Genomic DNA, 26,162 nt, shown 5'->3' with positions numbered 1-26,162 from the left:
TACTTTAGTGGATAAATATATTACAGAAGATGGTTTAAGTAAGTATAATTAATTATTATAGGATAACAAAATTTAATAAGTTTTGTTATCCTATTTTTATTCGTGCATGTGTATGCATAGTAAGAAAAAGGTCGTCATCATGGGTATTTTATTAAGTGGGTTTTCTTTAATATATTTATATATGTATACATTTGTAAATATACATATATATATTTACAGGTATAAAAATAAATAATTATATGTATATTTATAAATATTTGCAAATAAAGAAATTAAAAGAAGGATATCAACCTAAAATATAGAATATATAACAAGAAAGAACAATTAGAAAAATTTAGGAGGAAAAAATAATGAACTTAACAGAAATATCAAAAAAATACCCCGTATTAAATAAAGTATTGGCATCAGTATTAACTGTAGATATAGGAAATACATTTACAAAAACGAGTACAAATGTAACTTTTGCTAGTCGAGTATCAGCGGTAAGCAAACATGGGTCAAGAGCTACAGGAATAAGTAATATTATTTGGAATGGTAAGTTATTTACTGTAGGAAATAAGGAAGGTAAACTAAATATGGAACCTAACAAATATATGTCAGACCATTATAAGTTAAACCTACTTAATGCCATTGCACTAAGTTTTAAGGGTGAAACTAATATAAAGGTAAGACTTGCAGTGGGACTTCCTGCAGAATATTATATAGATCATAGTGTTCCACTAAAAAATGAAATCAAGAAGATGGAGAAGCAATCTATAACTATAAATAATGTAACATATGATATAGAAATTATAGATGTACAAGTATTTAAGCAAGGGGGCACATTAAGTGCTGAAACTATGGAAACATTCACTTACCCAATGTTGCTTCTTGATTTTGGTGGTGGCACTTTAGATGTTTCTCACTGGAAATATGAAAAAGATGAGTTTGGTAACAAGGTTCTTGGAATGACTAAGGCTAGTAGCTTTGCACAACATGGGTTTGAGCCAACAATAGAAGCGCTTCTTACTAAGTTTAACTCAGCTGAAGGGTCTGATGGTAATTATGATATATCAGATGCTATTGAATTTTTAGAAGACAATGAATTACCATTTGGAGAAGCTAGTATTATTCAAGATATTAAAGACTTAGTGTTAAGACCTTATGTAGAGAAAGCTATAAGTTCAATTAATAGTTCTTTTAAACCAAATACTTGCAAGGATATAAGAATAATAGGTGGACCAGCTGCGTTATTATTAGATTATTTACAAAGCGAGTTTAAAAAAACTGAGCCAAAATTAATAGAAGATAAGAATCCTCAATGTGCTAACGCTATACTATTTGCTGAAAGATATAAAGAACTTTTGGTGCTTGAATACTTGGATGGAAATAAAGAAGTTGCTGCAACCACTGATGAGAGGCAATAATCATGGGTGCACTCCGTAAAACTGTATCATCAAATTTAGGAGATGAGACAGACAAAGATTTAATTAATTATGTGAGTAGTATGGAGAAAAAAGGTATTAATAATTCCAAACTTATTAAGCAGGCTCTAAGGTTTTATAGGGATTACGGCGATAAAGTTAAAAAACTAGATACAGTAGATATCGCAAATATTTTAGATAATCCTGAGGTAAAAGAATATATAGGTAATATAGTGGGGGATCTTTTTAAAAATGCTATGCCGGGTTCTAATTTGAAAACTAGTGATTCGGTTAATGTTAAAAAAGTAAAAGAGCAACAACAAAGCGACATAGATTCTGTTGAAAGTGAGTATATGAAAAGGCTTAATTGCGTAAAAGATATGTCTTTATAGATATGAGTGACGTAAAAGTCACTCTTTTTTACTGTGTAAGTTATCTTATTAAAAAACTCTTGTTTCGTACATATAGTAAAGTATTGACACATATGATAGAATATAAATGAGAGATTTCAAATAATATAAAAAAGGGTGATTTAATGTTCTGTCATAATTGTAATTCTCAAAATGATGATGGATCTAATTTTTGTAAAATTTGTGGTATTAACTTATTGATTCAAACAAATATGAATCAGGAACGAAATATTAGCTCAAAAAACTGGCTAATTACTTTATTGTTGTGTATTTTTTTTGGCACAGTCGGTATTCATAGGTTTTATGTAGGTAAAATTGGTACAGGGGTTTTAATGATTTTAACTTTTGGTGGTTTTGGAATATGGGTGTTAATTGATTTAATTTTGATTGTTACAAATGCATTTACTGATGCAAATGGATTAAAGCTTAACAAGAATCTGTATCGTTATTAGATAAATGAAATAGTTAGAAGTTCTTAATATATGCTGAAATAGCTCAGTTGGTAGAGTGACGCACTCGTAACGCGTAGGTCGAGGGTTCGATCCCCTTTTTCAGCTCCAATTGTGAAGTAAATAAAAATAAGTGTATCAAGATGATTTTTAGATCATCTTGATACACTTATTTTTTATTGTTTATACATACAAACATCTAATAATTATATTTAAGGGCTAGGAATATTATTTTGCGTATCTTCATTTTTTTAATATTTTTTTTTATGAATACTGTGATTTCAGGGAGTAATTAATTGAATAGTACAACTATTATTATATAAGAAAAATGATTTTGAATAAAAGATAAATCCACCTATAATTAATCATCAAGCATATTATAAGGTATAAATTTTGAGTTATTCATATACAAGTATTATATATATATATTTAACATATATATAGTAATGGAAGTTGATTAAGATGAAATATTATTGGTAATAATACTAGTAGATATGAAAATAAGAAGTTAAAAGGTTAATATTTAAGCACTTGAAGTGTAATTATATATAAGGTGAGGTTGGATTTATATGAAAAAGATAAAAGTTAAGGTTGGAATAGATAAAAGTAAATTAATAAAAAGTGGTAAAAAATTAGTTGCTTGTGGTAAGAATTTTTAAGCAGATGTATAGAGGGTCAAAATTATTAAAATAATAGCAAGTTAGAAAAGTAGTTAAGGTTTAATCTTAACTACTTTTTTGTGAGCGTTTATTTAAGAATAATCTTGTAAAAACTTTCTAAAGAGTTTGATAAATCTTCACGTATTCGTACATGAATTAATTCATGTTTAGAGCTTTCTATTTTTTTCTACCTTTTTATACAATTATCACCTCGTAAATTTTGTGTTACATAAAATAAGCCTATGGATAATCATAAGTAGTATAAAAGGTTTAGTATATAACATCATGTTAAATTATAAGCATATAAAAAATCATTATTTTATGTTACAATGATGTAAATAAAAGCAAAAATATGTAATAAGAAGCAAACATGTAATAGAAAAAAATTAGTAAAACAAGTGTATTTAAGCTTGTCCTACTAATTTTTTCATTGAAAATAAATTTTATTGATGTTTACAAACCAATTAAAGATCTAATAGTATCTATAATTGGAGTTATTATATTTAGTAAGATGGTAAGAATATCTGTTAATACAGGAACAGTAATACCTACTTGTTGAAGCACATATATTAAAAGAAATATACCAAGTGCTATACTTAATATCCTTCCAATCATTTTAAATACAGAAATACCAAGATAAGCAAGCAATAAGGCTAATGCAAACATAATAATGGTATTAAGATTAATATTAGAAAAATCAACGTTCATGTGAACACCTCCATTATTATCAAAATTATAACTTATGCTGTATAGTTTAGCAAAGGTAAAATATTCTGGAAATCATAGGAAATTTATATTTGTTTATAATTTTAAACATTAGATCTAAACATTTATTAAATCATCTCCTGTGGAGCTGCAGTATTAAAAAAGGTAAGCTATAAAACAATTAGTTTAATTTATAAACAATTAATGATGTATAATTTAAAGTGGTATTAAAGTTATGTGATTTATTTTATATGTGTAGAAGTATTAGCCACTTGTACCATCATAACGTATTATATAGTACATTTATTACAATATAAGGAGATAAATATGGAAATGAAAAAGATAAGTGAAATAAAAAAGGGTGATAGGATTGAAGGATTTTTTGTTATAAAGTCCGTTGATGCAAAGGTTTCTAATAATAGTAATACAAATAAATATTTGGATTTTAATTTAGGAGATGCTTCAGGTGATATAAATGCAAAACTTTGGGAGTGCAATGATGAATTAGAAAATAAGTTCAAACAAAGCATATTAGTTAAAATTAAGGGAACTGTAAATGAGTGGAGAGGAAAACTTCAATTAAAAATTGAAGCAATAAGATTAACTGAGGAAAAAGATAACGTAAATATTTGTGATTATGTTGCTGTAGCACCTTATTTACCAGAAAAAATGTATGATGATGTTTTAAACTACTTATCTAAAATTAAAAATACAGATATTCAAAATATAGTTACTAATATTTTAACTTATAATGAAGAGAAATTAATGCATTACCCGGCCGCTAAGTCTAATCACCATGCTATAAGATCAGGGCTCCTATATCATACAACGACCATGCTTAAGGCAGGAGAAAAATTAAGCGAGATTTATACTTTTCTAAATACAGATTTATTATATGCAGGTATAATACTTCATGATATTGGGAAAATATATGAGATGAATGCTAGTGAACTTGGAATTGTAAGTGAGTATTCTGTTGAAGGTCAACTTTTAGGACATATAGTACAAGGGGTTAAGATGATAGAAACAGCAAGCATTGAGGTTAAAGCAGATAAAGAAGTAACAATGTTATTAGAACATATGGTACTAGCGCATCATTATGAAGCGGAATATGGAAGTCCTAAAAAACCAATGATACCAGAAGCAGAGATGTTACATCATTTAGACATAATGGACGCAAGAATGTATGATATGAATAAAGCTGTAGGGGATACAAAAGAAGGTAAGTTTTCAGAAAGGATAAGATCCTTAGATAATATAAGTATTTATAATAGTTTTCTTAAGAAATAGGCAAAAATATTTTAATAAACTTGATAAACTTTGAAAAATTGAAAAGTATAGTAGATCGGTTTGTAATTACCTAATATAAAAATACACTTATTCAATAAATGCGAATAAGTGCATTTTTTATTTTAAATTTGATGATAGAGTACTTTAGTAAAAACATACACGAACTATTATCAAAAATAGATTACTAATATTCGTATTTTATATTGACTGATTAATATTGCTCTGCTAATATTAAAGAGTATGGCAACCATTAATAATTTTTATTCTCTACGGAGTAATATAAGGAGGCTTATGAAATGAAAAAAAATTACGATGTAATTATTGTAGGAGCCGGTCCAGCAGGAATATTTACCGCACTGGAAATTGCTAATAAAAAGCCTGAACTCAGCGTACTTATAGTTGATAAAGGAAGAAATATAGAGAAAAGAAAATGTCCAGCGAGGATCAATGGCAAATGTGTTAAATGTAATCCTTGTGGAATAACATATGGATGGGCTGGAGCTGGAGCTTTTTCAGATGGTAAGCTTTCGTTAAGCCCAGAAGTTGGAGGAAGACTTCTAGAATATTTTTCTGAAGATGAATCAAAAAAGTTAATAAAGTATTGTGACGATATATATATAAAATTTGGAGCGAATAAAAAGGTATATGGACTTAATAGTGATAAAGTAGAGGATGTTAAATATGAAGCAAGCAAACACAATATTCGTCTTGTTGAGTGCCCAGTTAGGCATTTAGGAACAGAACTTGCATATGAGGTTTTAAAATCTATGTATCATCACTTAATAGATAATACAAATACAGAATTTGTTGAACTTAGTGAAGTAGAAGAGATAATAATTGAGGACAATAAAGCTACTGGAGTATTATTAAAGAATAAAGACGGTGTATTTAAGGTTAATGCGAAGTATGTTGTAGCAGCACCAGGTAGGGGTGGGGCTGAGTGGATTGCAAAAGAAGCTAAAAAACATGGTATAAAGGTCACTAATAATGCAGTAGATATTGGGGTAAGAGTTGAGGTGCCTAACTCTGTTATGGATCATCTAACAAAGGACTTATATGAGGCGAAATTAGTTTATTATTCTGATACCTTTGGTAATAAGGTTAGAACCTTCTGTATGAATCCAGGTGGAGTAGTTTCAGCAGAGTATTATGATGATAATACCATTGCAGTTGTAAATGGTCATAGTTATTCAGATCAAAAACTTAGAACAGGCAATACAAACTTTGCAATGCTTGTATCTACTAGTTTTACAGAGCCGTTTAATCAACCTATTGGTTATGGGAAATATATAGCTCAGCTAGGCAACATGTTAACTGGTGGGGGGATAATGGTTCAAAGACTCGGGGATTTACTAAAGGGAAGAAGAACAGATGTTAATAGATTAAGTAAGTCAACTACATTGCCTACCCTAAAATCAGCAGTACCAGGTGATTTAAGTTTTGTATTACCACAAAGACATTTAACTTCTATTGTAGAAGCATTAAAAGCCTTTGACAAGATAGCACCAGGTTTATATAGCAAAAATACATTATTGTATGGTGTGGAAGTTAAGTTCTATTCTAGTAAATTTAGTACTAATGATAAATTTGAAACAGCGATTAACAATTTGTATACTATAGGGGATGGGGCAGGAATAACTAGAGGGTTAATGCAGGCATCTGTAACTGGAGTAATAGTGGCAAGAGATATAATTACAAAGGAAGATTAAAATTACAGCATCGAAGATGATGATTACAACACCTCCGATGATGATTACAGCATCGAAGATGATGATTAATTTAAATAATTGGTTATATGAATGTTTAAAGTGTATAATTCAAATATAAAGTAAACATAATAGGCAATAAAGCTTGAGCGCCAAAGAATCTAAGAAATTTATTGTGAATTGAAGAAAGCGAGGAATTTATATGTCAGCATTTATTGTTTTAGGGGCCCAGTGGGGTGATGAAGGTAAAGGTAAGATGACAGATTATCTTGCTGAGGGAGCAGACGTTGTAGTCAGGTTCCAAGGCGGAAATAATGCAGGTCACACAGTAGTTGTAGGAGACAAGGAATACAAACTTCACTTAATACCATCAGGAATACTATATAAAGATAAATTAAATGTAATAGGTAATGGTGTAGTTGTAGATCCAGAGGCTTTATTTAAAGAAATGGACTATTTACAAAATTTAGGAGAAAGCATAACGCCTGAAAGATTAATGATTAGTGATAGATCACAGGTTATAATGCCTTATCATAAAGAGTTAGATAATTTATATGAGATAGCAAGAGGTAAAAATGACATTGGAACTACCAAAAAAGGCATAGGCCCTTGTTATACTGACAAGTTTGAACGAAGTGGAATCAGAGTTTGTGACTTGATGAAAAAAGATGTTCTAAAAGAAAAACTTAAAACTAATTTAAAAATCAAGAATGATATAATAACGAAAGTTTTGGGTGGAAAATCTTTAGATTTTGACACTATATATACACAGTACTTAGATTATGCAGAGAGGATGAGACCATATGTCAAAGATATATCGGTTAAAGTTTTTGACGCAATAAAGTCAGGAAAAGATGTTTTATTTGAAGGAGCACAAGGTACGCTACTTGATATAGATTATGGTTCATACCCTTTTGTAACTTCATCAAACACTATTGCAGGTGGAGTTTGTGTTGGGGCAGGAATAGGACCTACTATGATTACAAGCGTTGTAGGGGTAGCTAAGGCTTATACTACAAGAGTAGGAAAAGGACCATTTCCAACAGAACTTGAGGATGAAACAGGAGAATGGATTCGCGAAAAAGGTTTTGAGTTTGGTGTAACAACAGGCAGAGCAAGAAGATGTGGTTGGCTTGACCTTGTTATATTAAAATCGGCAGCAAGAGTTTCTGGAATCACAAGCTTTGCTGTAACCAAAATAGATACATTAGCAGGACTTGAAAAAATTAAGATTTGTGTAGGATATAAATTTGAGGGCAGTATGATAGACTATTTCCCAGCAAGCCTTGAGGATTTAGCTATGTGCGTGCCAGTATATGAAGAATTTAATGGTTGGGATGTAAGTATAGCAGATGCAAGAAGTTATGAAGAACTTCCTGAAAATGCAAAAATATACTTAAAGAGAATAGAAGAGTTTACAGGTGTTAAGGTTTCAATAGTTTCAGTAGGGCCTAAAAGAGATCAAACAATGGTATTAACTGAAATATAGTAAATATATATTTATATCTACATATTGTATAAAGTTTATTTAAAACTTATGTATGTTTATTATATTATAGGAAAATATAAATAATATAGAAAACATATATGAGGTATACAAATTGGTACTAAAGATTAAAAAAGTGCGTACTAGTAAAGTTTAAGTATATAGAATACAATGATAATTATAGTTAGTGAATATTTTTATTTATTAATTAATCAAATTCTGATATAATTATTTCAAATTAAAATAAAGCGAGGTATATAATATGAAAATAACTAAGGATATGACAATAGGAGAAGTTGTAAGACAAAAACCAGAATCAGTACAAATATTAATGAACTTTGGAATGGGTTGCGTTGGATGCCCTTCAGCACAAGCTGAAACATTAGAAGAAGCTTCAATGGTCCATGGTCTTAATTTAGAAGAATTAATGACTGCAATAAACGCATAAAAAATTAAGACACTTAGCAAATGCTAAGTGTCTTGTTTTTTAAGTTCTTCTTATTTTTTTAATAGCCAATATAACAGGAATGGTAATTACAGTAGCTATGATGGCTTCTGGAACACCGTTTATTATAGCAATGCTATAAATAGTTTTTGCAGCAATGGAAGGATCTATGCCCTTAGAAACGGCAAATTTAGCTGCATATAAAATATATACCATAGTTAGAACCCCAAAGGTGTTAGTTAAAGAACCAATTACGGTTGCAAGTCCAATTCTTAGATTTTCATTTTTACCAAAGCTTAGTTTATAAACATAGTATGAAGTAAAACCAATAAGAACCCTTGGTAATACAGATACTAAAGGGTTTATAAACGCGAAAGATAGTATATTGGGGGCAGTTATGTTTTGTATAATACTAAAAATACCAAATATTAAACCAATGGTCATTCCAACTATAGGGCCACCTATAATTGAACCTATAATGACCGGAATGTGCATTATAGTAGCTTTGGCACCAGGAAGTGGAATAAAACCATATCCAGTTAACCCAAGTACTACGCAAACCGCTGATAGCATACCAATAGTTGTAAGTTCACTTGTTTTTATTCTTTTTAGTTTAATAGAATTATTATTAATCATGTGTTCCCTCCGCTCTTATTCCATAAGGATATAAGTCGACCTATTCATAATCCTTATTTATAGTTCAGTTTCATAATGAATACTGACAACAATATTTTATCACTTTTTTTATAATAATTACATAGATAAATAAAAAATTATCAAACTTTATATTTATAGTAGTATATTAGTGAATATTTAAGTGATTTTATTTGATATAATTTAAGGACAAAGAAAATTGGTAATCATAAAATTAGTAGATATTATGTACTCATAAAAAATATAGGAGTGATAACATGAGTAAAATTCCAGTAGTTACTGGCAGAGAGTATAATGTTCATTATTATGAAGTAGATATACAAAAAAGAGTTTTGATTACAAGCATAATGAATTATCTAGGAGATATGGCAATGTACCAAAGTGAAACTTTGGGAGTTGGAATAGACTACCTTAAAGATAACAAAATGGCCTGGGTCTTATATAAATGGGACATAACAATGGAGTCATACCCACTACTTAATGAGACTATAAGGGTGGAGACCTTTGCACATTCTTTTAAAAAATTTTATGCAGATAGAAAATATGATATCTTTGATGGTAAAGGAGATAAAATAGGACATGCTGATTCAGTTTGGATTTTAATAAATACAGATAGAAGAAGACCAATAAGAGTTACAAAAGATATGTATGAAGTTTATGGTATAGAGGATAGTCCGAACACTTTAATAAACATTGAGAATATATTATCAATAAATGAAGTAGATAGTGAGAAAAGTTTCCAGGTAAGATATAGTGATATTGATACAAATATGCATGTAAACAATGTTAAATATGCAGCATGGGCAATAGAGACAATACCTGAGGAGATTATATTAAATAAAGAACTTAAAAATATTAAAGTAACCTACATCAAGGAAACAAAATACGGTGAAGTTATAAAAGTAAGCACGCAGGTGATAAAAGAAGTTGATAAAACGATATGTAGACATAGAATAGTAAACGAAGAAGGAATTGAACTGACTCTTTTAGAAAGTATCTGGGTATAGTAGACAAATAGATTATCTTATATATTGTTAATGAAAAGGATAGATTGCTCAGATTTCTTTCACTTCACCATGTAATTCTAAAATTTATATTATTTACATATGCTAAAAATCACAAACTCGCTTTCGCTCAAACATGTGATTTTCTCCACGCATCTGTAAATAAAACAAATTAGAATTACTATGGTTTGTTAAATGAATCCTACGCAATCTATCCTTTTGTTAATATAATATAAGAAAAAATACAAAAGTGCTAGGTTGATAATATTAACGATAGAGTATGTTTAGGGAAAATGAAAAATCTAAGTCATTCTGTTTAGAGGTTAGGTATGTTAATTGGATAAATCATATATTTTTCTTATATTATGCTAACAAAAGTATAGGTTGATAAGAATGCATTTGAATGTGCCTTAGCAATTCTTAATTAACTTTATGGAAAGATGCGTTAAGAAAAGTGCTTGTTTGAGCGTTAGCGAGTTTGCACTTTTTAGTATCTTACAATAAAGTTAATTTAGAATTACTTGGCTAAGTGAAGCATTCAAGCAACCTATACTTTTAGTTATAGCATAATATAAGAAAACACTAAGACTATCTTTTGGAAGCATTTTTGCCTGCGACAGCACCAGAACTCCACGCCCATTGAAGGTTAAAACCACCGCAATCACCATCAACATCTAATATTTCACCTGAAAAGAATAGGCCCTTTATAATGTTAGATTCTAGAGTTTGAGGATTAATTTCTTTTGTATTTATGCCTCCTGCAGTGACTTGAGCATTTGAAAAAGAATTAGTGCCTGATACTTCAAATTGCCAATGTTTAAGCAAATCATAAATAGCTTTTTTTTCTATTTGATCCAAGTCGTAGCAAGGTTTGTGCATATCTTCTATTTTGGCTTCTTTTAAAACTATTGGAATCATTTTCTTGTGAATTATACCGATAAATGAATCACAAAGGTCGCGACTTTCAAATAATGACCAATGTTTGCTTAAAAATTGTGGTAAATCTTCGCGGCTGATATGTGGTAACATATCAATTTTTAAAGAAACTTTATTCTTTTTTGATAAGCCATAAGCTGCAGTTCTACTAAGTTGAAGTATTGGAGGTCCAGAAATACCGTAGTCCGTAAAGAGTATTTCTCCAAATTCCTTTTGAATACATAAACCATTTATAAATATTTCTCCATAACCATCAAATTTTACTCCAGATAAAGCTTTTAATCTACTATAGTTTAATTTAAGCTGTACAAGGGCAGGTAATTGAGGAAGTACATTGTGACCCAATTGTCTTGCCAATGTATAGCCGGAGCCGTCAGAACCTGTTTTAGGGGCACATTTGCCACCGGTTGCAATAATCAACCTGTCACATTCATATATACTATTATCGGAGCTGGAAATTCTAAAACCATTCTTAGTTTTATTGATTTCCTTAGCTTTAGTGTTTGTATAGACAGGAATATTTTTTTCGTCTAGAGCAAACCTTAATATATCAAGAACTGATGAGGCTTGCATTGACATAGGAAACATTTTACCTCCATCTACGGTCACCAAAGGTATGCCCAAAGAGGCGAAAAAAGCTATAGTATCCGATGAAGAAAAAGAATTTAGGGTGTTTGTAAAGAAACCAGGGTTATCACTATGGTATCTATCATTATTTATATGATCATTACTAATGTTACATCTACCGTTACCGGTAGTTAATATTTTTTTGCCAATTCTGTCGCTTCCTTCAATTATCGCTACATCTATACCAAAATCCTTGGCTATAAGAGCAGCTGTTAGACCGGAAGCGCCTCCGCCAACTATTATAAGAGAATGTTTCAAAAAAATCTCTCCCTTCGAGAAAAAATTATGTTTATAAAATATAAATTGTTTGATTATAATTTTACCCTAAAATGATTAAGATGAACATGAATTTTATATAAATCATTTAATATGTCCATAAATTTAGTAATGAATAGGAATATATCAAAAAAAACTATAATTTTTATTTGTGGGTTAAACCGTTGGAACCACTAGAGTTAAGCAGCATATTAAAAAAAAAGAATGAAAAAAACAAGAAAACATGTTGACACACTAAGATAAATTGGGTATTATAGTCTATGTCGGGTTGCGAGACCCAACTACATAATTAATAAAGTGACAACGACTATGGCTCCTTGGTCAAGCGGTTAAGACACCACCCTTTCACGGTGGTAACAGGGGTTCAATTCCCCTAGGAGTCACCACTAAAACATATATGGGAGCATAGCTCAGCTGGGAGAGCATCTGCCTTACAAGCAGAGGGTCACAGGTTCGAACCCTGTTGTTCCCACCATATATGGCTCAGTAGCTCAGTTGGTTAGAGTGCTGCCCTGTCACGGCAGAGGTCGAGGGTCCGAGTCCCTTCTGAGTCGCCATTTTCATTAGCTAGCATGGCTCAACGGTAGAGCAGCTGACTTGTAATCAGCAGGTTGTAGGTTCAATTCCTATTGCTAGCTCCATTTAAAACTTAATAAGGCTCCTTGGTCAAGCGGTTAAGACACCACCCTTTCACGGTGGTAACAGGGGTTCAATTCCCCTAGGAGTCACCAACAAAACATATATGGGAGCATAGCTCAGCTGGGAGAGCATCTGCCTTACAAGCAGAGGGTCACAGGTTCGAACCCTGTTGTTCCCACCATATATGGCTCAGTAGCTCAGTTGGTTAGAGTGCTGCCCTGTCACGGCAGAGGTCGAGGGTCCGAGTCCCTTCTGAGTCGCCATATTTTTGCTAGCATGGCTCAACGGTAGAGCAGCTGACTTGTAATCAGCAGGTTGTAGGTTCGATTCCTATTGCTAGCTTCAGAAAAGTACTAAACATTTGTTTAGTACTTTTTTTGATTTGATAAAAGATTATTATAGTATATGAACATTCCAAAAGAAAGATGGTTTAATAATAGAAAGTACATATTACCATAAAAGCATTTATGGTAATATGTACTTTGTTATTAATTAATAATGTTTAGATTTATTTAAATTTTTCTTTATTCTTATATCATCCCCAAAAAATTTACAAAGTGTAAAATTGCCCATTAATCTAGAAGTTATTCTTTCAGAATAGGTTTTAAGTAAGCTCTCAAGAGTTAAATTAGTGGAAACTAACATTTTTTTTTGTTTTAATAATTTAGTGTTAAGTAAGTTAAACATTTCAGCTTTATTAAAATCTGAAAGTTGCTCAGTACCTAAATCGTCAATAATAAGTAAGTCACAATCTATTAGTAATTCTTCTAAAGAACTATTGTTATTAAACCTAATATCTTTTAAGGCCCTTATTAATTCCTCGGCAGTCCTATACACTACAAAAGAACCTTTATCAATTAATTCTTTTGTAATGCAATGAGACAGAAAAGTTTTTCCTGTTCCAGAACTTCCATAAAACAACAGGTTTTCATCACTTGTATGGAAGTTTTTTAAAAAGTTCATAGATTTAGATAGAATTTTTTCCATATTCTTTTTTGGTGACTCTGATTGGAGTTCACTTTTTCTAGAAGGATAATAATCTAATTTAAAATTATCAAAATTATGAGTTTTTAGCATGTTTTTTAATTCAGATCCAGTATAATAAACATCAACAACCTTTTGTTTGAAGCAAGAACATTTAGTGTTTCCAATAAATCCAGTGTCGCGGCATTTATTACATCTATAATGTAAATTCAAGTATTCCATGTCAAATCCATTAGAGACTAATAGTTCAGATTTTTTTACTCTTAGATCCATTATTTTTTCTTTTAAATTATGTAAATACCCTTCTCTATTATCAATACTCTTCAATGCACTAATGGATAACTCAATACATAACCTACCTATTTTTCGATCTATTTCAATAATTTCAGGATGCGTTTTTTCTATATGAATTTTTCTGTTTCTATAGTCAGATTCTTCTTTTTGTCTTATTTCATCATACATACCTAATATTTTGGTCTGATATCCTTTAATCATTTTTATCCCATCCTAGTAGTTTTTTTTCTAGTTCATCAAAATCATAAGCTCTTTGTTCATAATCATTAAAACTACCTTTAGCAGGTTTACCACCAGCAGTATTGCGTTTGCTAGTAATCGCATGTTTTTTATCTTTCTTTTCTATATCCTCTAAGGAGTTTATGCCATCTTTAAACCAACTATTTAGAATTCCATCAATATATTTAAAATCGGCTCTGCTAAGTCTATCAAAACAAATATCACAAGCTTTAAATATAATTTCTAGAGAAAATTTATAAACATTTAGCCATTTATCTAGTATTTGCTCTTGAGGTTTCATTATATCAGGAGCTTTAATCCCTAAATAATTTAATATTTTTCTAATATTTATCCATTTATCTTCGTGTTTCTTTATATAAGATTGGGCGTCTTCAATATTTTTAATATCCGCATCATGCCATGCAATGGCAATGGTTTCAATGTACCTATAATCAACTTTACCTTTTGACACGCAATATTGAATTAATAGAAGTATTAATTCTGGGGGGAAATTATAATCTTTTTGCCAACTTAGGTACATTGTCATTTCTTTTGGTGACAATGGTTTGGCTAATAGTTTTTCAATATCCTGTAGCATGCCTTTTATTGAAGAGTTGTTTAATTCCTTGAGTAAATTTATATTTTGTATATTCTCATCTGGAACATCTAACAGGTCTAAAAATTCAATATTAAAATTACCCATATTATCAATGGGAGTCATTTTAATTATGTTTTCATCGTTCCAGTAGCTCCAAGCATTAACAACATCAGTTTCTAGAAGTCCGAGTGTATTTGCTATTACTGAAGAAGTAGCACCTATTTCTCCAGAAGTACAATATTTTAGTCCGAGAAGATAAACTTTAACAAATTCTCCTCTAGCTTTAGGCATAAACTTATCTATAAAAATATTACTCACAGGAGTATATTTATAATTTTCATTTTTAAACATGAAAGTGCTCATAAAGTCACTACCTTCCTTTTTATATTTTAAAATTATTATTTTAACATCTAAAATTAAGTTTATCTATATAGCGTAAACAATAAAGTATACACTACATTTTAGTCTATAAAAATTTTATTATTCAACCTATAGTATACCATATAGTTAAAAATATAAATAAAAGAATATTTAAATATTGTTTAATATGTGGTAAAAAAGGGTATATTAAGTAAATGTTATAGGAGGTATAATATTGAATACTTTAAGACGAAACAAAAGTGTTATTTTTGTGTTACTTACAACAATGATACTTACTACTACAATTTTATATTTTAATGTATACAAATTTTATGGATATAAAGTTTCCAGAGGAGGAAATACTATTACTTTTGTAAAAAGTAGGATAGACTTTAATAAAACATATAGGGAGTTTAAAAGTGAGCTCAAATCGAAATATAGTAACGCTACAATAATAGAAGATTTTACTTTAACTAAAGTAAAAGTGGATGATGCTGATAGTTTTATGAATAATGATGAACTCAAAAAAGTTATGTTAAAAAAATTTAATATAGTAGTTGATGCATTTTTAATGAAATCGGATAATAGAAAAGTTGCAGATGTAACATCTGAAAAGCAAGGGAAAGCAATTCTTAATTCTATGCAAGATGATTATAAGAGAGCAAAATTAACTAAAACTTTAAAAACAAATGTAGAAAATAAAATTAGTTATGAACCAGTTAAAGTTAAAATAGGAAGTTTGCATGAAAACTCAGAAATTATTAGTGAAATAGCACAATATAACATCAAAGATAAAACACCATTAATAACGGTTAAAGAAGTAAACAGTGGAATAAAAAAAATCAAAATACTTCAATCTGAATCAATAACTAGTCCATCAAGAGGCCATATAAGTTCAGGGTTTGGAACACGATGGGGAAAAATGCATAAAGGAATTGATATAGCCGCAAATTTTGGGGAATCAATAGATGCCGTATTAGATGGCACTATTACTTATTCAGCGTGGGAAGATGGATATGGTAATGTAATAAAGATTAATAATGGTTGTGGCATAGAAACCATGTATGCACATTGTAGTGTTATTGTTGTGAAAAAAGGTGATATAGTAAAGGAAGGCATGAAAATAGGAGAGGTAGGAAGCACGGGGCATAGTACAGGTCCACATCTGCATTTTGAACTAAGAGTGAATGGAGAACCTAAAAATCCTGAAAAATATATAAGGTGAAAATAAATATATGAATAAAATTATATTAAAAGTGAAAAATACTTTATAAAGGGGTGAGTTTATGCCATATAAAGAAATGAGTACACCAGCTAAGAAAAAGGATAATAAATCTAAAAAGCCAGAGATTATTGAAGAATCTGATATGAAAAAGGAAAAACGTAAATCAGCAATAAGATTTGATGAATAATTAAACTTATTTAACAAGTGAAAGCGATAGTTAAGTTTAATAAAAGATGGATTATAAAGAGAGTATTTTATGCTCTCTTTATTTTTTTGGATGAAATATTATATAAAATTGTAACGTAGGTTACCGTAAGTTTATTTTATATACAGTATTATTGAGATATAGATTTGTAAATTAAACAATAAATATTGGAGGAATAATAATGAGCGCTTTTTTAGCACCAATCCACACGTGGATATTTAGTAAGATTTTATTGGCAGAAGATTTAGAGTCAAACTTAAAAAAAGTTTATATAGATAAATACGGTGATAATGCAAAGGATGTTATTGAAAAATCACTGGTTTATGGTAGTCCAATAGACACAAGCAAAAGCATCGAGGATATAATTGACGTATCTAATATTCATGGTTGGCTTCAGGATAAAATCAAAAAAGCTGAAACGAGAATAGCATTTATAATAACAGAAATGACTAAAAAAAATGAAACAGAAGCAGAGGTTATTGCACATGAATGTTTCGTGAAGCAAGGTGAAATCGTGGGAGAGATTTCAAGAGCAAAAGAAATGTCGAAAAATCCAGAAGATGTATTTAATGCACTTAATAATTACTTGTTAGAAGGTATGCCTTGTGATAGAGTAACAAGACCTATAAAATCTGAAGATGATATATTTGAATGGGAAACTACAAGTTGCATTCATAAAAGCTATTGGGAAACAGTAGAGGGAGATGTAAATATATTTTATAACCTTAGACATGAATGGATTAAAGCATTTGTTGAGAATTCAAATGGTGAATATACTTATAATTTCATTAGAAACTTAAAACATAATGGTATAATTGGGGTCAATCAAATTATAAGAAAGTAGGTATAAAGATGGACATAATACTTATTAATCTATTCATGGAATAGAAGTAGTGTTTTATACATTGTAATAATTTTTTGAAAATCAGAATTTTAAAGTTATATTAAAAACGCTTAATAGGCGTTTCTATTTTTTTGAGGATAAATTTTATGTTTTTTATCAATACTATATTATTATCATTATTTTTTTCTGAAAAGTGTTTCTAAAATCTACAAAGTATATATTTACTGTAAATGAAAATCCTAATATTCGAGAGGAGTGATGAATTTTGAGAAGTGTAAAGGGGCGACAATTAGGACAAGAAGAATGTGAAAAACTTAAGGATGGTCTAGACAGATATGTAAAAATCGAAGGTATAGAAAGTAAGTTAGTAAATATACCCACTATAGTTACAGGAATTAATGGTGATGGGACAATAAGGCAAGAAGAAATTCAGGCTTACGCATATGAGGTAGTTGATCAAAATAATAAAGTTATAGATTAACATTTAATTAGGGCACAGCGTATATAATCAAAGTTATAATAGTATAAAGTTTTATTTATGTGCCTTAATTTGTAATTTTATTAGCAGGTACCATAAAACACTTACTTACTTTACCTTTGGTGTAAATTTAGCACAAGCTATCCCAGATGATTGTTTTACTAATATGGAAGGTAAAGTTGCAGATTTAAAACCATAAAGTTTACATCCTTTAGGGTAAGCTGGATCCCAAGTAATATAGTAATATATGCATTTACAACAATTTATTTTTTTAATAACCATAAGAGCTCCTTTGATGAAATAATATTATGTAAGTTTAAAAATATTATTTCATTAATAATAGCATATTTTAGTGCATAAAAAAATAGATATAGTTTGTTTTAGACCTATATCTATATAGAAAATATAAAATTAACCACCAAGGGTTACATCTTGCTGATCATACCAATTTAAAGCGTTAGTTAAATGCTCAGATTTAAAATCAGGCCAAAGGTCATCTATAATATAAAAATCAGAATAAATGGACTGTATTGGTAAGAAACCACTAAGACGACGTCTACCACCCCAACGAATAATTAAATCTACTCTAGAAATATCTTTAGTTTTGATACAATTAATTATATTACTCCTTTTGCTACTTTTGTTTTGGTTGAGGTTACTAAGATCCCATTCCCACCCATAGTTTACTAGGAAATTTATTTTTATACCGCCTTTGCCAAAGGTTTTACGCGTAGTAAAAGGAAGTAACTCTTTTGGAAACATAGGTGAATCACAATTCCCTACTACTAATAAATCGGCATCCTGTGTACTTAAAAGCTTTACAGCATCTACGCAAGCGTTAACAAAAGCTTCTCTTTGCAGTGCTGGTCTTTTGGTATTATCTGTAGTAAAACCGTAATAAGTTATTTCTTTTACACCTGCATCTTTGCAAAGCTTATACAAAGATAGACCAGGATCTAATCCATAGGTATATCCTTTGTCTTTAGATAAACCATTATCTACGGACCATCTTCTATTTCCATCGGGAATTATTCCGATATGATTTGGTATTCTCATATTACCACCCTTTAATTATAAATTTTTACAAGTTATAAATCATATTATATCCATTATTTATACATTAATCCATAATAATTATAGAACAATTAATAATTTAATCTCATAGGGGGAATTATAAAGGGTGATATACTAAAATCTTAGCTAGAATTTAGTTTGCGGATAAATGAATAAAATATCATGATGGTGCTAAAAATACATCTAAGTTTAAAAAGGAGGATGAAACTATGGCGTTATTAGGAAATCCATTTGTTGCGAATGTACCAAGACAAATGTCAAATGATGAGCTTGCACAAGCAATTCGCGTTGATATTTCAGGTGAACTTGAGGCTATCATAGGTTATGAAGCTCATTCAATGTCTACAACTGATGAAAGAGTTAAAAAAGTTTTGAATCATATCGCAGATGAAGAAAGAAGGCATGTTGGTGAGCTTCAAGAAGTTTTGTACATGTTATCGCCAAAGGATTCACAATTCATGGAGGAAGGTAAACAGAAAATTAAAGATCAGCAATCTCAAAATTTTCAGCAACCGATTCAGTAATTTTTATTGTAAGATTATTAGTTTTTAATATGGTTATTTTAGATATTAATAATAATTAAAAATACTATCCTTTTGGATGGTATTTTCAATTTTTATTAGAGGGTATAAGTTTGTGACCACTTAAGCCAGCCTTATAACTCTTTAAGAATAAATTGTAAAATTCATCGATTACTTGTGAAGCTTTAATCTCGCCATTTATAGTTAATATTTCTATTGCAGCTTCTATTGTACATAAATTACCGTCCTTTGCACCTCTTCTTAAATCATATATAGACTTAAAGCTTGGGTTTAATGAAATAATTGGGAGGTTTTCTAAATAGAAACTTTTCCTAAGTATTTTCCGTGCTTCTTTCCATGTACCGTCTATGATAATAAAGGCAGGGATTTTTTCTGAACTTTTGTATTCAATTTTTCTACACTTGGTTTCGTTATTTTCTATGGGAAAAAGCAAAAATGGTTCATAAATATCATTATTTAAATTTGTTATTAATTTTTCTGGAAATTTTGTTCTTTCCCAAAGAAAAAGCTCTGTGGAATGTGGATTTATGAGTTTTAATAGTCTTGCAGTATTAGAAGGTCTGTAAAATTCTTTTTCCGTAGATAGAATCCAAATTTTTGAATTGGTTTTTATTTTAGGTGCTGCAGAACAGATGCAATTTATAATAGGCAATCCACATTGGTTACAACTGTTATACAGACTTGTTATTTGTTTTATTTTATAATTTGAGTTCATATTTCCTCCTAAGTATTTAATAATACAAATTTTAATTAAGCATCCATATAGTATAATTTAAAACTCCAGCAAATGATACCCAAGCGATATATGGAATCATAAGATAAGCTGCGGGTTTATCAATCCTATAAAATTCAAAAGTAGTTAGAAGAATAAATACTAATAATAGAAGTAACTCTAAAAAAGCTATAGCATATAGTCTAAACCTAAAGAATATAATGGACCAAAGAAAATTTAAAAACAATTGAAAACCATATAAAATTAATGCTTTTTTTACATCAACTCCGGATTTGTAAGCCATCCAAATCCTATAAGCAGCTACAGCCATTAAAAAGAATAATATTGTCCATACAATAGGAAAAATCCATCCAGGGGGCGAAAAAAAAGGTTTATTAAAATCTTCATAGACGCTCGGACCGCTCATGCTTAAAAAACCACTTAAGAAACCTATGCCTTGTGCAATCAAAATGCTAATAATAAGAGCAATAATATTTTTTTTACCATTTACCTTAAAAATAGTAAACATATTTTATCTTCCTTTCTATAATTATTTTGAGTATAGTTTTGGGTAAATATAAGCAAGTATATTTTATAATATACTTGTTTAGGAGTTGTTTTATACCTATAAAAGGTTTGTATAATTAGTAATGATATTAGGCAAAGTAAAAGCATACATTAAACTGCTATAAATACTAAAAAGAATGAAAATTAAAGATTCTGTTATTAAAAAACATTTGCATTAGTTGTAAGATACTTTTATCTTGACATAGAATATAAAAATATATATACTTTGACTATCAAACTAGTTGAAAATCTAAGCAAAGGGAGAGGATAATTATGAAGTTACCTCCTTTAAAAATTGGAGAATTAATAGCACGTATTCCTATAATTCAAGGTGGTATGGGAGTAGGAGTATCTTTATCGAAGCTTTCATCAGCTGTTGCAAATGAGGGTGGTATTGGGATAATATCTACTGCACAAATTGGATTTAATGAAAAAGACTTTGCAACTAATGCAAAGGAAGCAAACAAAAGAGCATTAAGAAATGAAATTAGGCGAGCTAGAGAATTAAGTCCTAAGGGTATACTTGGAATAAATATTATGGTAGCTATGAATAATTATGATGAACTAACAACGGTAGCTTTAGAAGAAGGTATAGATTTAATAATATCTGGTGCAGGGCTTGCACTTGATTTACCCAAAATAGCCAAAGGATTTAAAACAAAACTTGCACCTGTAGTATCGTCAGCAAAGGCAGCTATAGTTATATCAAAGATGTGGGACAGAAAAAATAATTGTGCCGCGGATTTAATTGTTGTTGAAGGCCCAGAGGCTGGGGGTCATCTTGGTTTTTCTTTGGAATCACTACTTGAGAAGAAAGCACAAGATTTAAAGCAAATAGTTAAAGAAGTTATAGAGGCAATTAAGCCTTTTGAAGAGAAATATAACAAGAAAATTCCAGTAGTAGCTGCTGGTGGAGTCTATACTGGCACCGATATTTCAGAATTAATAAAAATAGGTGCAGCTGGTGTACAAATGGCTACTAGATTTGTGGCGACGTATGAGTGTGATGCTAGTTTAGATTTTAAAATGGCATATATTAATTCAAAAGAAGAAGATATTAAGATAGTAAAAAGCCCGGTAGGTATGCCTGGACGTGCTATTAACAATAATTTTATGAAAGACGTAGAGGAAAATGGTTGCAAAGTAAGTAAGTGTTATCTATGCATTAAGAAATGCAACCCTAAAACTACACCCTATTGTATTACAGAAGCACTTATACAAGCAGTAAGAGGGAACTTAGATAAGGGACTTATTTTTGTTGGAAGCAATGCTTATAAAGTAAATAAAATTGTGACAGTTAAGGAACTTATGACTGAACTTGAGGAAGAAGCAGAACGTAATTAATAGTTTACTATACACAAAAGAAAAATGTAAAAATTTTCATTAAGATGGTAAAAATATTGACAAATTACAACTCCATAGATATACTTTGAGTATCAAAGTACATGAAAATATAAGTATATGAAAATCAAGGTATGGGAAATGGTGATAATTATGAGCAGATCTGTTGGAGTTGTAAATGAACTTTTAGTAGAGACCTTTAGTGATATAACTCAGATAGAACAGAGGGCACTTAAAGAAGGAATCCTTAATGATATATCTGTAACAGAAGTACATACTATTGATGCAATTGGAATGTATGAATATCGAACTATGTCAGAGGTTGCTCAAGATCTTAGAATAACTGTGGGGACTCTTACAACCGCTATTAATAAACTTCTCAAAAAGGGGTATGTTGATAGAAAAAGGGGAGAAGAAGATAGAAGATCAGTAATGATTACACTTACCAGAAAAGGAAAACTTGCCTATAGAATACATAATAGGTTTCATTCTAATATGGTACATGCAACTATCGATGGGTTAAATGAAGAAGAGGAAGAGGTATTAATAAAATCTCTTGAAAAATTAAATGATTTCTTCAAAAACAATTATAGATTAGAAGATTAAGGAAGTGGGAGTTAAGCAATGAATGAAGTACAAATAATTGGTACGGGAAGTTATGCACCTGTAAATATAATGACTAATCATGAGTTATCAAAAATTGTAGATACTTCTGATGAATGGATAGTTTCTATGACGGGTATAAAGCAGAGACATATATCTACAGGTGAAAACACTTCAGATTTAGCTACAAAAGCAGCAGCTTTCGCATTAAAAAATGCAAATGTTAAAGCCGAAGATATAGACTTGATCATTGTTGCAAGTACATCTCCAGATCAATTTGTACCAGCAACTGCATGTATAGTTCAAGGAAATATTGGAGCAGTTAATGCCATGGCTTTTGATATATCAGCAGCGTGTACAGGGTTTATATTTGCCCTAAATATAGCAATGCAATTTCTTAAAACAGGTCAGCTAAAAAGAGCACTAATAATAGGGGCTGATGTATTATCAAAAATAGTTGATTGGACAGACAGAAACACTTGTATTTTATTTGGAGATGGAGCAGGGGCAGCAGTACTTGAGGCGGGAAAAGTTAGAGGGATAATCTCTATAAATTCAGCTTCAGAAGGTCAAAAGGGCAAATTTTTGACGTGTCCAACTGTAGATGTGAAAAATACATATACAAAAGGAACTGAAAATTTTAAATCAACAATAAGTATGGATGGCAAAGAAATTTTTAAATTTGCAGTAAAAACTATTGCAAGTAGCATAAGTAGAATCTTAAATGAAAATAATTACACACTTGATGATATTAAGTATGTAGTTTGTCATCAAGCAAATTTTAGAATAATAGAATTTGTTGTTAGAAAATTGAAGGCTGATAAAGATAAATTTTTCGTTAATTTAGATAAGTATGGGAATACTTCAGCAGCAAGTATAGCTATAGCAATGGATGAAATGAATAAGAAAAATTTACTTACAGCTGGAGATAAAATTATACTTGTAGGCTTCGGTGGTGGGTTAACCTACGGAGCTTCATTAATAGAATGGACAATGAATAAATAAAATCTTAGGAGGAATTAATAATGGTATTTGAAAAAGTTAAAAGTGTAATAGTTGAACAATTAGGAATAGACGAAGCAGAGGTTAAAATGGAGGCTAAATTTGCAGATGATTTAGGTGTAGATTCTCTTGAGATTTTTGAAATTGTTATGTCACTTGAAGAAGCATTTGAAATTGAAATACCAAATGAGGATATAGAAAATATTAAAGATGTACAGGGAATTGTTAAATATATAGAAGAAAAACTTAAATAATTTAAATTAAGAGTTAGATGATTGGGGAGCTGAAATACTAAGTATAAAAATTTAGTTTTATTCAGTATATTAAAAAGTATATATTACGTAGAATGTAGTTGTAGTAATATATACTTTTTTTTTATAATTATCTGACTTTAACTATATGTTTTAAGGAATCAAGGAGGGGTAAAATGTTTAATTCCGTATTTTTTAAAGAGTTGGGTGTAAAGTATCCAATAATACAAGGTGGGATGGCTTGGGTTGCGGACAGTAGTCTGGCATCTGCAGTATCTAATGCAGGAGGCCTAGGTATTATAGCTGCAGCCAATGCACCAACAGATTATATAAGGGATGAAATTAGAAAAGCTAAAAAGCTAACAGATAAATCTTTTGGCGTTAATATAATGCTTTTGAGTGATAATGCAGAAGAAATTGCACATCTTGTATGTGAAGAAGGTGTTAAGGTAGTTACTACTGGAGCAGGTAATCCAGGTAAATATATGGAACTTTGGAAGTCACATGGGATTAAAGTAATACCAGTAGTGGCTTCTGTTGCATTGGCAAAGCGTATGGAGAGAGCTGGAGCAGATGCAGTTATCGCAGAAGGCTGTGAATCTGGAGGACATATCGGTGAACTTACAACTATGTCACTTGTACCCCAGGTTGTTGATGCGGTTACTATTCCTGTAATCGCAGCAGGCGGAATAGGCGATGGACGAGGTGTTGCGGCAGCATTTATGCTTGGCGTACAAGGAGTACAAGTAGGAACAAGGTTTTTAGTAGCAAATGAATGTACAATACATGATAATTATAAAAAGAAAATATTAGGTGCGAAGGATATAGATTCAGTGGTTACTGGAAGATCTACAGGTCATCCTATTAGGGTTTTAAAAAATAAATTATCGAGAAAATTCCAGAAATTTGAGAAAGAAAATGCTTCAATAGAAGAGTTAGAGGAACTGGGACGAGGATGTTTACCAAAGGCAGTAAAAGAAGGCGATATAGAGATGGGATCTATTATGGCAGGTCAAATTGCGGGTCTTGTAAAAAAAGAACAAAGTTGCAAGGAAATTATCGAAGAAATGTTCACAGAGGCGAAAGAAGCTATTATAAGATTTAAATAAATTATTATATTATTATTTCATACAGATTAAAGCCATAATATTTGGAGCTGAAGTAATGATTAGCTCTAAAAGTGATGAGTGAGGAGATAAATTATGAGCAAAATTGCTTTTATTTTTCCGGGACAGGGAGCCCAATATATTGGTATGGGCAAGGAATTATTTGAAAATATAGAGGAATGCAAAAATATATTTAATATAGCAGATAAAGAACTTAATTTTGAATTAAGTAAACTTTGTTTTGAAGGTGAAATTGAGGAGTTAAATATTACAGAGAATACTCAACCCGCTATTTTAACTGTTAGTATAGCAGCACTTATGGCATTACAAAAATATGGTGTGAAATGTGATGTGACTGCAGGACTTAGTCTTGGAGAGTACTCAGCACTTGTTTGTAGTGGAGCTATGAATTTCAAAGATGCTGTAAAGCTTGTTAAAAAGCGAGGTAGATTTATGCAAGAGGCGGTACCTGTAGGGATAGGCACCATGGCTGCGATTATTGGTCTTGAGGCATCGAAGGTTAAGGAAGCATGTAACGAGGCAAAAACTTCTGGGATAGTTGAAATTGCAAATTTGAATTGCCCGGGACAAATAGTAATTGCCGGGGAAATAGCGGCGGTAGAACTTGCATGTGAAAAAGCTAAGGAAAAAGGTGCTAAACGAGCTATAGTTTTATCTGTAAGTGCACCATTTCATTCATCTATGCTAAAACCGGCAGCAGAGAAGTTAGAAATCGAACTTGAAAATATAGTCCTTAAAGATATGAGTATTCCGGTAATGACAAATGTAAATGGGGATTATATAAAAAGCATAGATGATATCAAATCAAATTTAAAACTTCAAGTTATGAGTTCGGTTTTATGGGAGACAATTATTAGAAGAATGATAAAAGACGGTGTTGATACTTTTGTAGAGATAGGACCTGGCAAAGTATTAAGTGGATTTGTTAAGAAAATAGATAGAAACCTTACAATTGTTAATATAGAAGATATGGCATCTTTAAATAAAGCAGTAGAATTGCTAAAAAAATAGGATTTATTAATAATAAAATTGATTAATAAATAAAGA

Annotated in this window: 28 protein-coding genes and 9 tRNA genes; 28 read left to right on the top strand and 9 right to left on the bottom strand. The window is 30.4% G+C overall.

Translation table 11 applies throughout. From position 1 onward, the window contains the following. Window positions 1-350: 350 nt before the first annotated feature. The 4 genes from KPL37_RS04200 (at window position 351) to KPL37_RS04185 (ending at window position 2,373) form a co-directional block, all read left to right on the top strand. Window positions 351-1,406 (top strand): ParM/StbA family protein, encoded by a 1,056-nt coding sequence (locus tag KPL37_RS04200; RefSeq protein WP_216146162.1) that lies wholly within the window; start codon window positions 351-353, stop codon window positions 1,404-1,406. A 2-nt stretch (window positions 1,407-1,408) separates the two neighbouring features. Continuing rightward, window positions 1,409-1,795, top strand: a complete 387-nt coding sequence (locus KPL37_RS04195) for a hypothetical protein (protein WP_216146161.1) — start codon at window positions 1,409-1,411, stop codon at window positions 1,793-1,795. Between the two features lie 143 nt (window positions 1,796-1,938). After that, window positions 1,939-2,265, top strand: a complete 327-nt coding sequence (locus tag KPL37_RS04190) for a TM2 domain-containing protein (RefSeq protein WP_216146160.1) — start codon at window positions 1,939-1,941, stop codon at window positions 2,263-2,265. A gap of 32 nt (window positions 2,266-2,297) precedes the next feature. After that, window positions 2,298-2,373 (top strand) — tRNA-Thr (locus tag KPL37_RS04185). Between the two features lie 1,001 nt (window positions 2,374-3,374). Here the strand turns inward: KPL37_RS04185 and KPL37_RS04180 are convergent. After that, window positions 3,375-3,629, bottom strand: a complete 255-nt coding sequence (locus KPL37_RS04180; RefSeq protein WP_216146159.1) for a hypothetical protein — start codon at window positions 3,627-3,629, stop codon at window positions 3,375-3,377. Window positions 3,630-3,953: 324 nt separating this feature from the next. On the opposite strand from KPL37_RS04180, the gene KPL37_RS04175 reads away from it, so the two are divergent. The 4 genes from KPL37_RS04175 to KPL37_RS04160 all read left to right on the top strand — a co-directional run bounded on the left by KPL37_RS04175 (window position 3,954) and on the right by KPL37_RS04160 (window position 8,556). Continuing rightward, window positions 3,954-4,916 (top strand): 3'-5' exoribonuclease YhaM family protein, encoded by a 963-nt coding sequence (locus KPL37_RS04175; RefSeq protein WP_216146158.1) that lies wholly within the window; start codon window positions 3,954-3,956, stop codon window positions 4,914-4,916. Between the two features lie 296 nt (window positions 4,917-5,212). Then, window positions 5,213-6,625, top strand: coding sequence for an NAD(P)/FAD-dependent oxidoreductase (locus KPL37_RS04170; protein ID WP_216146157.1), 1,413 nt, complete (start codon window positions 5,213-5,215; stop codon window positions 6,623-6,625). Between the two features lie 199 nt (window positions 6,626-6,824). Next, a complete protein-coding gene (locus tag KPL37_RS04165; protein WP_216146156.1) occupies window positions 6,825-8,111 on the top strand; it encodes an adenylosuccinate synthase in 1,287 nt (428 codons plus the stop codon). A 259-nt stretch (window positions 8,112-8,370) separates the two neighbouring features. Continuing rightward, window positions 8,371-8,556, top strand: a complete 186-nt coding sequence (locus KPL37_RS04160; protein ID WP_216146155.1) for a DUF1858 domain-containing protein — start codon at window positions 8,371-8,373, stop codon at window positions 8,554-8,556. Between the two features lie 39 nt (window positions 8,557-8,595). Here KPL37_RS04160 and KPL37_RS04155 read toward each other — a convergent pair whose 3' ends face one another. Continuing rightward, complete coding sequence (locus tag KPL37_RS04155; protein WP_216146154.1) at window positions 8,596-9,189, bottom strand: ECF transporter S component; 594 nt, start codon at window positions 9,187-9,189, stop codon at window positions 8,596-8,598. A gap of 275 nt (window positions 9,190-9,464) precedes the next feature. Between KPL37_RS04155 and KPL37_RS04150 the strand changes: the two genes are divergently transcribed. Next, window positions 9,465-10,214 carry an acyl-[acyl-carrier-protein] thioesterase gene (locus KPL37_RS04150; protein ID WP_216146153.1) on the top strand — a complete coding sequence of 250 codons (750 nt, stop codon included), beginning with the start codon at window positions 9,465-9,467 and terminating at the stop codon, window positions 10,212-10,214. 585 nt (window positions 10,215-10,799) lie between these two features. Here KPL37_RS04150 and KPL37_RS04145 read toward each other — a convergent pair. Beyond that, window positions 10,800-12,032 carry a BaiN/RdsA family NAD(P)/FAD-dependent oxidoreductase gene (locus tag KPL37_RS04145; protein ID WP_216146152.1) on the bottom strand — a complete coding sequence of 411 codons (1,233 nt, stop codon included), beginning with the start codon at window positions 12,030-12,032 and terminating at the stop codon, window positions 10,800-10,802. A gap of 329 nt (window positions 12,033-12,361) precedes the next feature. On the opposite strand from KPL37_RS04145, the gene KPL37_RS04140 reads away from it, so the two are divergent. From KPL37_RS04140 to KPL37_RS04105, 8 genes are all read left to right on the top strand, one after another. Beyond that, window positions 12,362-12,436 (top strand) — tRNA-Glu (locus KPL37_RS04140). 13 nt (window positions 12,437-12,449) lie between these two features. Beyond that, window positions 12,450-12,525: transfer RNA gene (locus tag KPL37_RS04135), tRNA-Val, on the top strand. Between the two features lie 5 nt (window positions 12,526-12,530). After that, window positions 12,531-12,607 (top strand) — tRNA-Asp (locus KPL37_RS04130). Between the two features lie 9 nt (window positions 12,608-12,616). After that, window positions 12,617-12,691, top strand: a tRNA-Thr gene (locus KPL37_RS04125). 15 nt (window positions 12,692-12,706) lie between these two features. Beyond that, window positions 12,707-12,781, top strand: a tRNA-Glu gene (locus tag KPL37_RS04120). A 13-nt stretch (window positions 12,782-12,794) separates the two neighbouring features. After that, window positions 12,795-12,870: transfer RNA gene (locus KPL37_RS04115), tRNA-Val, on the top strand. A 5-nt stretch (window positions 12,871-12,875) separates the two neighbouring features. Continuing rightward, window positions 12,876-12,952 (top strand) — tRNA-Asp (locus tag KPL37_RS04110). A gap of 7 nt (window positions 12,953-12,959) precedes the next feature. Beyond that, window positions 12,960-13,031, top strand: a tRNA-Thr gene (locus tag KPL37_RS04105). A 150-nt stretch (window positions 13,032-13,181) separates the two neighbouring features. On the opposite strand, the gene KPL37_RS04100 is transcribed toward KPL37_RS04105, so the two are convergent. Both KPL37_RS04100 and KPL37_RS04095 read right to left on the bottom strand, forming a co-directional pair. Further along, the gene (locus tag KPL37_RS04100) at window positions 13,182-14,168 is read right to left on the bottom strand and encodes an ATP-binding protein (protein ID WP_216146151.1); all 987 of its coding nucleotides are present in this window, start codon (window positions 14,166-14,168) and stop codon (window positions 13,182-13,184) included. Further along, entirely contained in the window at window positions 14,161-15,147 is a 987-nt protein-coding gene (locus tag KPL37_RS04095) for a DnaD domain protein (RefSeq protein WP_216146150.1), read from the bottom strand. The genes KPL37_RS04100 and KPL37_RS04095 overlap by 8 nt, the downstream gene beginning before the upstream one ends. 232 nt (window positions 15,148-15,379) lie before the next feature. Between KPL37_RS04095 and KPL37_RS04090 the strand changes: the two genes are divergently transcribed. The 4 genes from KPL37_RS04090 to KPL37_RS04080 all read left to right on the top strand — a co-directional run bounded on the left by KPL37_RS04090 (window position 15,380) and on the right by KPL37_RS04080 (window position 17,899). Further along, entirely contained in the window at window positions 15,380-16,369 is a 990-nt protein-coding gene (locus tag KPL37_RS04090; protein WP_216146149.1) for a M23 family metallopeptidase, read from the top strand. Between the two features lie 61 nt (window positions 16,370-16,430). Next, window positions 16,431-16,556, top strand: a complete 126-nt coding sequence (locus KPL37_RS20040) for a hypothetical protein (RefSeq protein WP_281418619.1) — start codon at window positions 16,431-16,433, stop codon at window positions 16,554-16,556. 199 nt (window positions 16,557-16,755) lie between these two features. Continuing rightward, a complete protein-coding gene (locus tag KPL37_RS04085) occupies window positions 16,756-17,418 on the top strand; it encodes a hypothetical protein (protein ID WP_216146148.1) in 663 nt (220 codons plus the stop codon). Between the two features lie 265 nt (window positions 17,419-17,683). Then, a complete protein-coding gene (locus tag KPL37_RS04080) occupies window positions 17,684-17,899 on the top strand; it encodes a hypothetical protein (RefSeq protein WP_216146147.1) in 216 nt (71 codons plus the stop codon). A 105-nt stretch (window positions 17,900-18,004) separates the two neighbouring features. Here KPL37_RS04080 and KPL37_RS04075 read toward each other — a convergent pair whose 3' ends face one another. Further along, complete coding sequence (locus KPL37_RS04075; protein ID WP_216146146.1) at window positions 18,005-18,178, bottom strand: uracil-DNA glycosylase; 174 nt, start codon at window positions 18,176-18,178, stop codon at window positions 18,005-18,007. Between the two features lie 129 nt (window positions 18,179-18,307). After that, a complete protein-coding gene (locus KPL37_RS04070) occupies window positions 18,308-18,952 on the bottom strand; it encodes an undecaprenyl diphosphate synthase family protein (RefSeq protein WP_216146145.1) in 645 nt (214 codons plus the stop codon). Window positions 18,953-19,179: 227 nt separating this feature from the next. On the opposite strand from KPL37_RS04070, the gene KPL37_RS04065 reads away from it, so the two are divergent. Further along, window positions 19,180-19,494: a demethoxyubiquinone hydroxylase family protein gene (locus tag KPL37_RS04065; RefSeq protein ID WP_216146144.1), complete on the top strand. Its 315-nt coding sequence runs from the start codon at window positions 19,180-19,182 to the stop codon at window positions 19,492-19,494. 85 nt (window positions 19,495-19,579) lie between these two features. Here the strand turns inward: KPL37_RS04065 and KPL37_RS04060 are convergent, their stop codons facing one another. Both KPL37_RS04060 and KPL37_RS04055 read right to left on the bottom strand, forming a co-directional pair. Continuing rightward, a complete protein-coding gene (locus KPL37_RS04060) occupies window positions 19,580-20,227 on the bottom strand; it encodes a tRNA-uridine aminocarboxypropyltransferase (RefSeq protein ID WP_216146143.1) in 648 nt (215 codons plus the stop codon). Between the two features lie 31 nt (window positions 20,228-20,258). Further along, the gene (locus KPL37_RS04055; protein ID WP_216146142.1) at window positions 20,259-20,753 is read right to left on the bottom strand and encodes a TspO/MBR family protein; all 495 of its coding nucleotides are present in this window, start codon (window positions 20,751-20,753) and stop codon (window positions 20,259-20,261) included. 311 nt (window positions 20,754-21,064) lie between these two features. Here KPL37_RS04055 and KPL37_RS04050 point away from each other — a divergent pair, with 311 nt between their 5' ends. The 6 genes from KPL37_RS04050 to fabD all read left to right on the top strand — a co-directional run bounded on the left by KPL37_RS04050 (window position 21,065) and on the right by fabD (window position 26,126). Continuing rightward, window positions 21,065-22,135: an NAD(P)H-dependent flavin oxidoreductase gene (locus KPL37_RS04050; RefSeq protein ID WP_216146141.1), complete on the top strand. Its 1,071-nt coding sequence runs from the start codon at window positions 21,065-21,067 to the stop codon at window positions 22,133-22,135. A gap of 150 nt (window positions 22,136-22,285) precedes the next feature. Beyond that, window positions 22,286-22,738 carry a MarR family winged helix-turn-helix transcriptional regulator gene (locus KPL37_RS04045; protein ID WP_216146140.1) on the top strand — a complete coding sequence of 151 codons (453 nt, stop codon included), beginning with the start codon at window positions 22,286-22,288 and terminating at the stop codon, window positions 22,736-22,738. A gap of 18 nt (window positions 22,739-22,756) precedes the next feature. Beyond that, the gene (locus KPL37_RS04040; protein WP_216146139.1) at window positions 22,757-23,740 is read left to right on the top strand and encodes a beta-ketoacyl-ACP synthase III; all 984 of its coding nucleotides are present in this window, start codon (window positions 22,757-22,759) and stop codon (window positions 23,738-23,740) included. Between the two features lie 20 nt (window positions 23,741-23,760). Further along, window positions 23,761-23,991: an acyl carrier protein gene (gene acpP / locus KPL37_RS04035; RefSeq protein ID WP_216124444.1), complete on the top strand. Its 231-nt coding sequence runs from the start codon at window positions 23,761-23,763 to the stop codon at window positions 23,989-23,991. Between the two features lie 173 nt (window positions 23,992-24,164). Continuing rightward, the gene (gene fabK, locus KPL37_RS04030) at window positions 24,165-25,097 is read left to right on the top strand and encodes an enoyl-[acyl-carrier-protein] reductase FabK (RefSeq protein WP_216146138.1); all 933 of its coding nucleotides are present in this window, start codon (window positions 24,165-24,167) and stop codon (window positions 25,095-25,097) included. Window positions 25,098-25,190: 93 nt separating this feature from the next. Continuing rightward, the gene (gene fabD / locus KPL37_RS04025; RefSeq protein ID WP_216146137.1) at window positions 25,191-26,126 is read left to right on the top strand and encodes an ACP S-malonyltransferase; all 936 of its coding nucleotides are present in this window, start codon (window positions 25,191-25,193) and stop codon (window positions 26,124-26,126) included. Window positions 26,127-26,162 lie beyond the last annotated feature (36 nt).

Source organism: Clostridium frigoris (assembly GCF_018861865.1).
Taxonomy (GTDB): domain Bacteria; phylum Bacillota; class Clostridia; order Clostridiales; family Clostridiaceae; genus Clostridium_AD; species Clostridium_AD frigoris.
Note: the sequence above shows the minus strand (reverse complement) of the source record. Positions and strands in the feature narration are given on the sequence as shown.

Excerpts from the sequence above, each read along its gene's own strand:
- KPL37_RS04200 (WP_216146162.1), top strand. The coding sequence starts at position 351 with ATGAACTTAACAGAAATATCAAAAAAATACCCCGTATTAAATAAAGTA.
- KPL37_RS04195 (WP_216146161.1), top strand. The coding sequence starts at position 1,409 with ATGGGTGCACTCCGTAAAACTGTATCATCAAATTTAGGAGATGAGACA.
- KPL37_RS04190 (WP_216146160.1), top strand. The coding sequence starts at position 1,939 with ATGTTCTGTCATAATTGTAATTCTCAAAATGATGATGGATCTAATTTT.
- KPL37_RS04180 (WP_216146159.1), bottom strand. The coding sequence starts at position 3,629 with ATGAACGTTGATTTTTCTAATATTAATCTTAATACCATTATTATGTTT.
- KPL37_RS04175 (WP_216146158.1), top strand. The coding sequence starts at position 3,954 with ATGGAAATGAAAAAGATAAGTGAAATAAAAAAGGGTGATAGGATTGAA.
- KPL37_RS04170 (WP_216146157.1), top strand. The coding sequence starts at position 5,213 with ATGAAAAAAAATTACGATGTAATTATTGTAGGAGCCGGTCCAGCAGGA.
- KPL37_RS04165 (WP_216146156.1), top strand. The coding sequence starts at position 6,825 with ATGTCAGCATTTATTGTTTTAGGGGCCCAGTGGGGTGATGAAGGTAAA.
- KPL37_RS04160 (WP_216146155.1), top strand. The coding sequence starts at position 8,371 with ATGAAAATAACTAAGGATATGACAATAGGAGAAGTTGTAAGACAAAAA.
- KPL37_RS04155 (WP_216146154.1), bottom strand. The coding sequence starts at position 9,189 with ATGATTAATAATAATTCTATTAAACTAAAAAGAATAAAAACAAGTGAA.
- KPL37_RS04150 (WP_216146153.1), top strand. The coding sequence starts at position 9,465 with ATGAGTAAAATTCCAGTAGTTACTGGCAGAGAGTATAATGTTCATTAT.
- KPL37_RS04100 (WP_216146151.1), bottom strand. The coding sequence starts at position 14,168 with ATGATTAAAGGATATCAGACCAAAATATTAGGTATGTATGATGAAATA.
- KPL37_RS04095 (WP_216146150.1), bottom strand. The coding sequence starts at position 15,147 with ATGAGCACTTTCATGTTTAAAAATGAAAATTATAAATATACTCCTGTG.
- KPL37_RS20040 (WP_281418619.1), top strand. The coding sequence starts at position 16,431 with ATGCCATATAAAGAAATGAGTACACCAGCTAAGAAAAAGGATAATAAA.
- KPL37_RS04085 (WP_216146148.1), top strand. The coding sequence starts at position 16,756 with ATGAGCGCTTTTTTAGCACCAATCCACACGTGGATATTTAGTAAGATT.
- KPL37_RS04075 (WP_216146146.1), bottom strand. The coding sequence starts at position 18,178 with ATGGTTATTAAAAAAATAAATTGTTGTAAATGCATATATTACTATATT.
- KPL37_RS04070 (WP_216146145.1), bottom strand. The coding sequence starts at position 18,952 with ATGAGAATACCAAATCATATCGGAATAATTCCCGATGGAAATAGAAGA.
- KPL37_RS04065 (WP_216146144.1), top strand. The coding sequence starts at position 19,180 with ATGGCGTTATTAGGAAATCCATTTGTTGCGAATGTACCAAGACAAATG.
- KPL37_RS04060 (WP_216146143.1), bottom strand. The coding sequence starts at position 20,227 with ATGAACTCAAATTATAAAATAAAACAAATAACAAGTCTGTATAACAGT.
- KPL37_RS04055 (WP_216146142.1), bottom strand. The coding sequence starts at position 20,753 with ATGTTTACTATTTTTAAGGTAAATGGTAAAAAAAATATTATTGCTCTT.
- KPL37_RS04050 (WP_216146141.1), top strand. The coding sequence starts at position 21,065 with ATGAAGTTACCTCCTTTAAAAATTGGAGAATTAATAGCACGTATTCCT.
- KPL37_RS04045 (WP_216146140.1), top strand. The coding sequence starts at position 22,286 with ATGAGCAGATCTGTTGGAGTTGTAAATGAACTTTTAGTAGAGACCTTT.
- KPL37_RS04040 (WP_216146139.1), top strand. The coding sequence starts at position 22,757 with ATGAATGAAGTACAAATAATTGGTACGGGAAGTTATGCACCTGTAAAT.
- acpP (WP_216124444.1), top strand. The coding sequence starts at position 23,761 with ATGGTATTTGAAAAAGTTAAAAGTGTAATAGTTGAACAATTAGGAATA.
- fabK (WP_216146138.1), top strand. The coding sequence starts at position 24,165 with ATGTTTAATTCCGTATTTTTTAAAGAGTTGGGTGTAAAGTATCCAATA.
- fabD (WP_216146137.1), top strand. The coding sequence starts at position 25,191 with ATGAGCAAAATTGCTTTTATTTTTCCGGGACAGGGAGCCCAATATATT.